We start from the raw sequence: 2,075 nt of genomic DNA, 5'->3' as shown, positions 1-2,075 counted from the left end.
AGATGCTCTGCACGTCGGCACGCTGTGCGATCTCGGCCACGCGGTCAGCGGGCAGCAGCACCGACAGCGCGCTGACCGCCAGGTAGCGGTAGTACACCGAGCCACCTGCGGCCAGCACGTGCGCGCGCAGCTCGGTCAGCTCGGGATCCGGCGAGTTGCTGACGACCAGGACGCGCACATAGCGGCCACTGCTGGTGTCGCGCGCCCAGGAGGCGCGTGCGGCGGCAGAGGGGGACTGCAGCACGTCGCGCAAGTCGGTGGCAATCTTGTGCGAGTTGCCGGTCTGCGAATGCGCCGCCTGCGGCCACCACAGTGCCGATATCAGGCCGATCAGCGGCAGCACGGCAACCAGCAGGCGGACGAGGCGGCGCTCGGCCAGGACGACAAAGCGGGTGACGTGGCTCATGCAGAACTCCTGAAGCTCGAGCGCAGGCCCGGTCCGCTTGGCCAGGAATCGCATGCCGCAACCATTGCACAGGGTTGCCAGCGCCGTATGGCGCACACGGCGCGCTCGGCTCAGGGGCCGTGCTGGCCCCGCCGCTTCGTTGGCAACCCCGCTGTCATCGCCCCTGAGGGCCTTAGACCGGAAGCTTTGCGACCCCGACTTTCGTGCGGGTGTGCCTTTGTCTCGATGTCAGTCAATGTATCGACCCGTGGGCCCATCAGACTGAGCAGTTTCCCGGTAAGCACGGCCGCAGAAAGGGCCCGGCGTGATGGAGTTTGCAAAGGACGGGGCAAAGCGGCAAATTCCTGCCGCGTGCGGTTTTGCCATCCACCGGGCATGCGCGCCGCTCGCTCATGCCGCGGTGTCCCGGCCAGGCAAACGCGCCTGCTCCGCCCGCGCCTCTTCCTGCAGCCTCAACACCCGCCGCTGCACCTTGCCGGTGGTCGTCATCGGCAAGGCCTGGATGAACTCGATCTCCTTCGGGTATTCGTAGGGCGCAAGCCGGCCGCGCACATGCTGCTGCAGCGCCTCGACCAGCGCCGCGCTGCCGTCGAAGCCAAGCGCCAGCACCACGTAGGCCTTGACCAGCGCGCCGCGCTCGGCGTCCGGCTTGGGCACCACCGCGGCGTTGGCCACCGCAGGGTGCTTGACCAGACAGTTCTCGACCTCGCTCGGGCCAATGCGGTAACCCGCGGCCTTGAACACGTCGTCGCTGCGGCCCTGGTACCAGAGGTAGCCGTCGGCATCCATCACCGCGCTGTCGCCGGTGCGGCACCAGCCCTGGCCATTGGCCTGCGTGAACTTGGCCTGCGTCGCGGCTTCGCGCCGCCAGTAGCCGAGGAAGACGATGGGATCGGGCTGCCCATGCACATCCAGCCGATGCAGCGCCACATCGCCCGGCGTGCCGCGTGGGCACTCGTTGCCAGCATCGTCGATCACCGCCACACGGTGGCCCGGGTAGGCGCGGCCCATGCTGCCGGGCCGCGGCGGCCAACCCAGGCCTTGGCTGCAGTTGCCCACGATGTAGTTCACCTCCGTCTGGCCGAACATCTCGTTGACCGTCACGCCCAGCGCCTGCTGGCACCAGTGGAAAACCGTGTCGCCCACCGCCTCGCCGGCACTCATCAGCGCGCGCAGCTTCAGCTTGTAGCGTTCACGCGGCGCCGGCACTGCCTTCATCATCGCCTTCAGCGCGGTCGGAAACAGGAAGCTGTTGGTCACACGGTGGCGCTGCATCAGCTCGAAGGCGCGCTCCGGCGAGAAGCGGCCGGCAAAGGCGACGATGGGCACACCGAAGTACAGCGACGGCAGCAGCGCGTCCATCAACCCGCCAGTCCAGGCCCAGTCGGCCGGGCTCCAGAAGACCGCATCGGCCGGCACGCCCGAGGGCCCGAGCTTCACGCGAGAAGCAGGATCGACCAACCAGTTCTGGCTGCAGACGAAACCGCTGAGGTTGCCGATCAGGGCGCGGTGTGGAATCAACGCGCCCTTGGGCGGGCCGGTGGTGCCGCTGGTGTAGATCAGCAATGCGCCGTCGTCCGCCCGCGTGCGCACCGGCGTGAACTCGGCCGACTCGCGCGCCAGCAGCAGGTCCAGCGCCTGTTCGCCCTCGCCAAGCGCCTCGGCCTGA

Annotated in this window: 2 protein-coding genes and 1 riboswitch; both genes read right to left on the bottom strand. The window is 68.6% G+C overall.

Translation table 11 applies throughout. From position 1 onward, the window contains the following. Positions 1-406, bottom strand: a 406-nt coding sequence (locus tag FKP22_RS28290; protein WP_141291412.1) for a hypothetical protein, incomplete at its 3' end; no start/stop codon positions are given. A 138-nt stretch (positions 407-544) separates the two neighbouring features. Further along, a riboswitch (cyclic di-GMP riboswitch) is annotated at positions 545-632 on the bottom strand. 164 nt (positions 633-796) lie between these two features. Beyond that, positions 797-2,075, bottom strand: a 1,279-nt coding sequence (locus FKP22_RS28285; protein ID WP_141291410.1) for an AMP-binding protein, incomplete at its 5' end; no start/stop codon positions are given.

It is taken from the genome of Ideonella azotifigens, from assembly GCF_006519715.1.
Taxonomy (GTDB): Bacteria; Pseudomonadota; Gammaproteobacteria; order Burkholderiales; family Burkholderiaceae_C; genus Ideonella; species Ideonella azotifigens.
Note: the sequence above shows the minus strand (reverse complement) of the source record. Positions and strands in the feature narration are given on the sequence as shown.